Source organism: Stenotrophomonas sp. PS02298 (assembly GCF_029959445.1).
GTDB lineage: Bacteria > Pseudomonadota > Gammaproteobacteria > Xanthomonadales > Xanthomonadaceae > Stenotrophomonas.
On sequence record NZ_JASCOR010000040.1, the window covers coordinates 23,447 to 30,629 of the forward strand.

8 protein-coding genes are annotated in these 7,183 nt (G+C 65.4%); 4 read left to right on the top strand and 4 right to left on the bottom strand.

What is annotated here, in order from left to right; all coding sequences use genetic code 11:
- From QMX78_RS08280 to QMX78_RS08290, 3 genes are read left to right on the top strand one after another with little or no spacing between them, the layout of a single operon-like run.
- Nucleotides 1-663 (top strand): hypothetical protein, encoded by a 663-nt coding sequence (locus QMX78_RS08280; RefSeq protein ID WP_282268339.1) that lies wholly within the window; start codon nt 1-3, stop codon nt 661-663.
- Entirely contained in the window at nt 660-2,243 is a 1,584-nt protein-coding gene (locus QMX78_RS08285; RefSeq protein ID WP_282268340.1) for an FAD-binding oxidoreductase, read from the top strand. The genes QMX78_RS08280 and QMX78_RS08285 overlap by 4 nt, the downstream gene beginning before the upstream one ends.
- A 55-nt stretch (nt 2,244-2,298) precedes the next feature.
- Entirely contained in the window at nt 2,299-2,613 is a 315-nt protein-coding gene (locus QMX78_RS08290) for a hypothetical protein (protein WP_282268341.1), read from the top strand.
- Nucleotides 2,614-2,622: 9 nt separating this feature from the next.
- Here QMX78_RS08290 and QMX78_RS08295 read toward each other — a convergent pair whose 3' ends face one another.
- Genes QMX78_RS08295 through QMX78_RS08310 form a run of 4 tightly spaced genes read right to left on the bottom strand, consistent with a single transcriptional unit; the run spans nt 2,623 to nt 6,232 of the window.
- Nucleotides 2,623-4,041 carry an aldehyde dehydrogenase family protein gene (locus QMX78_RS08295; protein ID WP_282268342.1) on the bottom strand — a complete coding sequence of 473 codons (1,419 nt, stop codon included), beginning with the start codon at nt 4,039-4,041 and terminating at the stop codon, nt 2,623-2,625.
- A complete protein-coding gene (locus QMX78_RS08300; RefSeq protein ID WP_282268344.1) occupies nt 4,034-5,077 on the bottom strand; it encodes a nitrilase-related carbon-nitrogen hydrolase in 1,044 nt (347 codons plus the stop codon). The genes QMX78_RS08295 and QMX78_RS08300 overlap by 8 nt, the downstream gene beginning before the upstream one ends.
- A complete protein-coding gene (locus tag QMX78_RS08305) occupies nt 5,074-5,406 on the bottom strand; it encodes a DUF1330 domain-containing protein (protein WP_282268346.1) in 333 nt (110 codons plus the stop codon). The genes QMX78_RS08300 and QMX78_RS08305 overlap by 4 nt, the downstream gene beginning before the upstream one ends.
- A gap of 46 nt (nt 5,407-5,452) precedes the next feature.
- Nucleotides 5,453-6,232 carry an enoyl-CoA hydratase/isomerase family protein gene (locus tag QMX78_RS08310; RefSeq protein ID WP_282268347.1) on the bottom strand — a complete coding sequence of 260 codons (780 nt, stop codon included), beginning with the start codon at nt 6,230-6,232 and terminating at the stop codon, nt 5,453-5,455.
- 56 nt (nt 6,233-6,288) lie between these two features.
- Here QMX78_RS08310 and QMX78_RS08315 point away from each other — a divergent pair, with 56 nt between their 5' ends.
- Nucleotides 6,289-7,077 (top strand): GntR family transcriptional regulator, encoded by a 789-nt coding sequence (locus QMX78_RS08315; RefSeq protein ID WP_282268348.1) that lies wholly within the window; start codon nt 6,289-6,291, stop codon nt 7,075-7,077.
- Nucleotides 7,078-7,183: the final 106 nt, after the last annotated feature.

Consider the following 7,183-nt stretch of genomic DNA (forward strand, 5'->3'; position numbering starts at 1 on the left):
GTGCTGCTGCAGATCCTGCTGGTCGCGCACATCGCCGTGCTTGGCTACTGGCTGGGCTCGGAACTGGTGATCAACAGCACCTACCGCTACGTCTGCAATGGCAGCAACATTCCCTTCGTTGAGCGCAGCCGGCTGATGGAGCATGTGATGCACGTGGACCAGCACGTGCGCTACGCACTGGTGTTGCAGGCCGGGTTGGGATTCTCGCTGGCCGCGCTGTATGGCTTGATACCCGGTGCTTACACCACCGCCGCCATCGCCGCTGTGCTGTGCGTGTTGTGGTTGATCTTCGTCGAAGCCGTGCACCAGCTACGGCATACCCGCCTGGGTGCACACCTGGCGGCGATCGACCGCGGCTCCCGTTACCTGTTCATGGCGCTGCTGCTGTGCCTGGCTACCGGCCTGCTCGGCGGCGGCTGGGACATGCCGGCATGGCTGCGCTGGAAGCTGGCGTTGTACGCCGGGGTGATGGCGTCCGGCGTCGGCATACGGCTGGCGCTTATCGCTCACTTCCGCACCTGGAAGGTGATGGCGCAGGAAGGCCCCAGCGATGCCAGCAACGCCATCATCCGCCGTACCTATGTCAAAGCGACCTCGGTACTTGGCGTGCTGTGGCTGTTCATTGCCGCAATCGTGCTCATCAGCGTGTTCAAGCCAACATGACAATGAACGATCACAACGTGTTGCTGGCAGATCTGCGCGGGTTGCTGGGTGAGGACGCGGTCTTGTGCGATGGCGACACCTTGCGCTTGATGGCCGGCGACCTGTACAGCAGCGGGCCACCGCCGCTGGCGGTCATCCGCACGCGCGACAGTGCCTGCCTGGCGCAGGCGGTTGCACGCATCACCGCTGCGGGGCTGTCGGTCATCCCGCGTGGCGGCGGCCTGAGCTATACCGGCGGTTACCTGTGTGAAAGCAGCGGCAGCGTGCTGGTGGATCTGTCCGCACTGAACCACATCGAACATATCAGCGCCGAGGACATGTACGTGGTGGCGCAGGCAGGGGTGACCTGGAAACAACTCCATGACGCGCTCACACCACTGGGCCTGCGCGTGCCGTACTTCGGTACGTTCTCCGGTGCAGGCGCCAGCATTGGTGGCGGACTCAGTCACGGTGCCTTGTTCTTCGGCAGCGCGCGCTACGGATCGGCCGCCGACAATGTACTCGGCGTTGAAGTCATCACCGCCGATGGCAACGTGCTGCGTACCGGACAGTGGGCGCTGAAGGCAGCGCCCGAACCGGTGTTCCGCAACTTCGGCCCGGACACCACCGGCCTGTTCATGCATGACGGCGGCGCTTTCGGCATCAAGACCCGTGCTGCGTTCCGCTTGATTCCGCTGCCTGCACACAACGGTTACGCCTCCTTCGCGCTCACCGATTTCGAATCCGCCGCGCGTGCATTGTCAGCCGTTGCCCGCGCGGGCCTGGCCGAGGAAGCCTATGTGCTGGATGCCGGTGCGGTGGCGGCGAATGTCGAGCGCGCCCGCAGCGTGGCTGGCGCGCTGCGGGCGCTGCGGCAGGTGCTCGAGAGCACCCCGGGCGTTGCCAGCAAGTGCAGTGCCTTGCTCGGCATGGCCAGGGCCGGGCGCCGGGTCGTTCCCGCCGATGCCTTCAGCCTGCATCTGGTTGCCGCGGGCAATAGTCCGGCGGCGGTTGAACATGATCTGGCAACTGCGCGGGCGCTGGCCCAGCAACACGGCGGCAGCGGGATCGCCGCAACCGTGCCACGTATCGCCCGCGCCGATCCCTTCCCCGGGCTCAACGCGGTGCTGGGCGCCAACGGCAGCCGTTGGGCGGCATTGAACGTCAAGGTGGCGCACTCACGCGCGCCAGCACTGATCCGCGCCCATCAACAGCTGATCGCCGCGCACGCTGCCGAGATCGAACACTGTGGCGTGCGCGTTACGTATCTGTGCTCGGCGTTATGCAACTACAGCTTCAGCTTCGAGGCTGTGTTTCATTGGCAGGACAACTGGCAGCCGCTGCACGAAGCCACGCTGCAGCCAGCGCTGCTGCAGGCCTTTACGCAAGGGCCGGACAATCCCGATGCGCGGGCGCTGGTCGAGCAGCTGCGGCAGCTGACCTGCGCCCTGTTCGCACGGATGGGAGGCGCTTCCAATCAGATTGGGCGTACCTATCCGTTCCTGTCGGAACTGGAGGATCCGCCTGCCGCCCTGCTGCGCGACATCAAGCGGTTGCTGGATCCGCAGCGGCGCATGAACCCCGGCGTATTGGGGCTCTGAGCGTAAGATGTGGCAGGATCACCGTTGACGCATCCCTCAGGGGGGAATCCTCCACATGCCTGTTGCTTCGCCGGGACTGGCCCGGTTGTTATCCATCGTCACCCTTTCCATGGTGTCACCGGCCGCGCTGGCAATGGCCCAGTGCCCGCAGGAATCCACCAAATCCACCGAATTCTGGCTGCTGGGCTGGTCGATCTTCGCGCTGTTCGTTGGCGGCGGCATTGTGTTGCTGCTGTTGATCTTCCGCGCGACACGCAATGCGCGGCCGCAGCCGCGCTGGCTGCTGCGCATCGCCGGGGTTCCAGCGATGCTGGCGATGTGGATGCTGGGCTTCGGTATTTTCCTGGGCCAGTTCGTACTGGTGTGCTGAGGCAGATCCTCAGGCAGGCGCGAACCACCAGGGTGATGCCGTACCTGTGTTGACCAGCAGCGCGCGTGCGCGCACGAATCGCCGGATCGATGCCGTGCCCATGCGTGAGCCACCCATGCCGGAGAGTTTGAAGCTCTGTTTCTCGGCGGTCTGCACCATGCCGGTCAAGCAGGCGTCGTTGATCGAAATGCCGCCGGCCTGCAGCTGGCGCGCCACACGCTGCGCACGCTCGGGGCTTTGCGTGAACACCGCCGCCGACAGGCCGAACTCGGTGGCATTGGCACGCGCGATGGCTTCGGCTTCATCGGCCACCACCATCACCGGCAGGACGCTGGCGAAGCTTTCATCAGCGACCACCGCCATCTCGTCAGTGACATCAACCAGCACCGTCGGCGGGCACCAGATACCGCCATGGTCGATCAGCTCGCCGCCGGTCAGCGCACGCGCGCCCTTGGCCTTGGCATCGGCAAGCTGCGCGCGTACCAGCTCCACCTGCGAAGCGGCGATCACCGGGCCGATCTGGCCCTGCTTCGGATCCGGCCAGGCCAGCTCCAATGCGGACGCTTCTTTCACCAGCGCGGCGATGAAGGCATCGGCCACCGGCGCTTCCACGTAGACCCGCTCGATCGACATGCAGCTTTGGCCACCATTGACGAAGCTGCCCCACGCCAAGGCGCGGGCGGCATGCGCGATATTGGCATCGGACAAGACCAGCGCCGGGTCCTTGCCACCGAGTTCCAGCGAAGCCGGAATGAAACGGCGAGCGCAGGCTTCGCCGACCTTGCGACCGGTGGCGACCGAGCCGGTGAAACAGATCTGGTCGCTGGCATCGATCACCGCCTGGCCGGTGGCGCCGGCGCCGGTGGCCAGCTTGAACACCGCGCCCAGGCCCGCTTCGTCCAATGCTTCGCGCAGCAGCGGCACGAAGCGCGAGGTAACCTCACTGGGCTTGGCGAGGATGCTGCAGCCCGCGGCAAGCGCCGGCACCGCATCGATCAACGTCAGCATCAGCGGGAAATTCCACGGGCTGATCACTCCCACCACCGCATACGGCACCCAGGTCTGCTGGCTTTGGATGAAGGGAATGGCCTCCTGCTGGGCGGGCTTTTCCGCCAGACACCCTGCCGCCTGCTGCGCCCAGCGGCGGATCGCGCCGACCGTGCCGTCCACTTCAATCTGCGATTCGTGCCAGCGGCCGGTATCGGCCAGCAAGGCGTCGAGGAAACCGTCACGGCGCGCGACCAACGCATCGGCCAAGGCATTCAAGCGCGCGCAGCGTTCTTCGATGCTGCACTCGGCCCAGTCGAGCTGCGCCTTGCGCAGGCCAGCGCCCAAGGCAGCAACTTCGGCAGCGGACGTGATCGGCAGTTCGCCATCGAACAGGCCGCTGCGCGGATTGCGCAGCGGCAGCGTGGTTGCGTCAGTCATTGCCCAGTACTCCAGCGCTCAGCAGTGCATCAAGGGTGGCTTTCTGGCGGGCAGCGAAGTCGGCCCGCTGCGGAATCTTCAAGCTGTCGCCGTCCAGCAGTGCATTCGGCTTCAAGGCGGTGCTGCCGAGGCCGGCATTGATCGCAGCCTGCGGCAGCCGCGACAGGAAGTTGCCCATGCCCGGACGCAGGCGACGGCGGCGCAGGCCGGCGATATCCAGATCAGCGTAGGCGGCCATCGACTCGCCGGTACCGGCAGCGGACAACACCCTGCCCTGGTCATCGACGATCTTGCTCATGCCATCGGCACTGCCCAGCGGAATATCCACGCCGCTGATGCCCGCGGTATTGGCCGAGACCACATAGGCCATGTTTTCCAGCGCACGGGCACGCTTGGCAATGTCCTTGGGGGTCAGCTCCGGGCTGCCGACTTCGCTGGTGGAATGCAGGAACACCTCGGCACCACGCAGGCCCATCGCCCGCGCGATTTCCGGATACAGGATTTCTTCCGATGCGATGCAGGACAGGCGGCCGAGCGGCGTGCGCGCAACCGGGAACACGCCGTCGATGCCGTATACGTCCAGGTACTTGTCCCAGACATCATGCGGGCTGGGTGCATACAGCGAGATCAGCCGGCGATAGCGCAGGACCTGGTTGCCGCTGTCGCCCAGGATCACCGACGACTGGAAGTACAGCTCCGGGAAATTCGGGTCGCGCTCATAGGCGTTGGAGCACAGATAGACACCATTGTCCTGGGCGATACGGCCCAGTTGTTCGTATTCGGCGCCATCCATGGCGAAGCAGCCCTTGGCCGCCCAGCCGGGAATGGTGTCGCCCAGCGGATAGCTGGTGGCGAAGTATTCGGGCAGCACCACCAGTTTCAGGTCGGCGCCGATGAAGGCCTTGGAGGCGCGGATCTGCCGGCCTACGCGCTCGATATTGTCCGCAACCGCGGCGGCGGCGTCTTCCGGCGTGGCGCAGGCATTGATGGCGCGGCAGGTGGTCTGCAGCGCCAGCGCGCGATAAGCATCGATCATGGAACCTTACCTTCGGTAGCGGTGTCGTTGAGTGTTTGCGTCTGCGCGCCATCGGCCAGCAGCACGCGGAAGCTGCCGGTGCCAGCACGCAGCGGCTTGATCGCGGCGTATTCGGGGCTGTGCCAGAACGCCAGTGCGGCCGCGCGGTCTGGCCACTGCGAGATCACGGTGCGGGCTGGCGCGTGTTCGCCTTCAAGGCTCTGCTGGACACCGCCCATCACGAGGTAACGGCCGCCGTAGCGCGCGGCAACATCTGGCGTTGCGCGGGCGTAGGCACCGAAACCCTGCGGATCGGTGATGTGCGCTTCGATGATCAGGTAGGCGGTCATGGCAGGCTCGATTGGAGGGCTGTGCTGGAAAGCTCTTTTGGGGAGCTCACATGAAGCGTGGGGCGCGCTTTTCCAGGAAGGCAGCAGCGCCTTCGACAAAGTCACTGCTGCTGAAGGCGTCGTTGAAGGCGGCGTCGGCCTGGGCGAGGCTGAAGCAAGCATCGCCACCGAGGTGGCCAAGCACGGTCTTGATCGCGCGACGGGCCTGGCCGGAGGTGGCCAGCAGCTGCTGCACCTGCGCCTGCTCCAGCGCCTCGATGCCATCCTCGCCCGCCAACTGGTTGACCAACCCCCAATCCAGTGCGGTGGCGGCGTCGAGCAGACGTCCGGTCAACAGCATTTCCCGGGTACGGGCCATGCCGACGGTGTTGAGCAACCGGCGACTGTCATCGGCGCTGTAAACTAAACCGAGCTTGGCTGGGGTGATAGCGAACCGGCTGCGGGTACTGGCCAGGCGCAGGTCACAGGCCAGGGCCAGGCCAAGGCCGCCGCCCACGCAGGCGCCGTCGATGACGGCCAGCGTGGTCTGCGGCAGGCGTTGGAGTTTGAGCTGGGTGCGTTGGACCTGGGCGTTGTTGGCGGCAAAGGCCTCCGGAACGGTGAGCAGCTGGCCGAGTTCGTCGATATCGGCGCCGGCACTGAACGCCCCCGGGACGCCGGACACCACCACGATCTGGGCATCACTGGCGGCAATTTCGTCCAGTGCGGCCTCGATCGCCGCCCAGTGGCGGGTGGCCAGGGCGTTGCGCTTGTCGGGTCGGTGGATGCCGATGCGGGCGAGCGCGCCGTCACGGCTCCAGCAAATCACGGTTTCTTCAGTGACCATGGCCTATCCTATTTGTTCTATCATTATAGCATTAAGCCAAAGGAGGGTGAAGCGAGATGTCCCAAGACACACTGGCCACACTATTGAGTGCCAACGCGCACAAGCTGTTGCGCAACGACTTGCCGACGCCGCTTTACCACCAGATGTTCAGCCTGCTGCGCGACCGCATCCTCAATGGCGAGATCCCGCGCGGCGCCCGCATCCCCACCGAGTTCGACCTGGCCGATGGCTTTGGTGTGTCCCGCATCACCGCCAAACGGGCGCTGGACGAACTGGCCGCCGAGGGCCTGGTCGAACGCCGCCGCGGCAAGGGCACCCACGTCATCCATCGCTCGCGGCCCAAGCCGATGCACAGTCCGCTGACCGGGCTGCTGGAAAGCCTGGAAGTGCTGGCCGAGCACACCAAGGTGCAATTGCTGCAGTTCCGCCGTGCGGTGCCACCGGAGCCGATCCGTGCATTGTTCGATACCGGCCCGCGCGACCTGCTGGCACATGCGATCCGTCTGCGCCTGCGTGGCGATACCCCGTTTGGCTACTACAACAGCTGGACCAATACCGATCACCCCGATTTCAGCGAAGCCAAGCTGTCCAACAGCTCACGGCTGAAGCTGTTCCAATCGGCTGGCATACAGATCAAGCAGGTGGAGCAGGTGCTGTCTGCCGTCAACGCCGATGCGATTGCCGCCCTGCACCTGAAGGTCGAGCCGGGTACCGCGCTGTTGGCCTTGGAGCGCCGCTCCTATGACGGTGACGGCAACATGGTGGACCTGCTCAGCGTGCTGTACCGGCCGGACCAGTTCACCTACCAGATGACCCTGGATGTGGATGCCGGCGGGCATGATTGAAGGCGGCCGGGCCATGCCCGGCTGAGGCTTTCCCGGTGACGCCCTGTAGTGCCGAGCCATGCTCGGCTGGAGCTTTACCGGTAAAGGCCCCTGCCGAGCATGGCTC

Bases quoted from the DNA above. Each gene is read 5' to 3' on its own strand.
- QMX78_RS08285 (WP_282268340.1), top strand. From the start codon at position 660: ATGACAATGAACGATCACAACGTGTTGCTGGCAGATCTGCGCGGGTTG.
- QMX78_RS08290 (WP_282268341.1), top strand. From the start codon at position 2,299: ATGCCTGTTGCTTCGCCGGGACTGGCCCGGTTGTTATCCATCGTCACC.
- QMX78_RS08295 (WP_282268342.1), bottom strand. From the start codon at position 4,041: ATGACTGACGCAACCACGCTGCCGCTGCGCAATCCGCGCAGCGGCCTG.
- QMX78_RS08300 (WP_282268344.1), bottom strand. From the start codon at position 5,077: ATGATCGATGCTTATCGCGCGCTGGCGCTGCAGACCACCTGCCGCGCC.
- QMX78_RS08305 (WP_282268346.1), bottom strand. From the start codon at position 5,406: ATGACCGCCTACCTGATCATCGAAGCGCACATCACCGATCCGCAGGGT.
- QMX78_RS08310 (WP_282268347.1), bottom strand. From the start codon at position 6,232: ATGGTCACTGAAGAAACCGTGATTTGCTGGAGCCGTGACGGCGCGCTC.
- QMX78_RS08315 (WP_282268348.1), top strand. From the start codon at position 6,289: ATGTCCCAAGACACACTGGCCACACTATTGAGTGCCAACGCGCACAAG.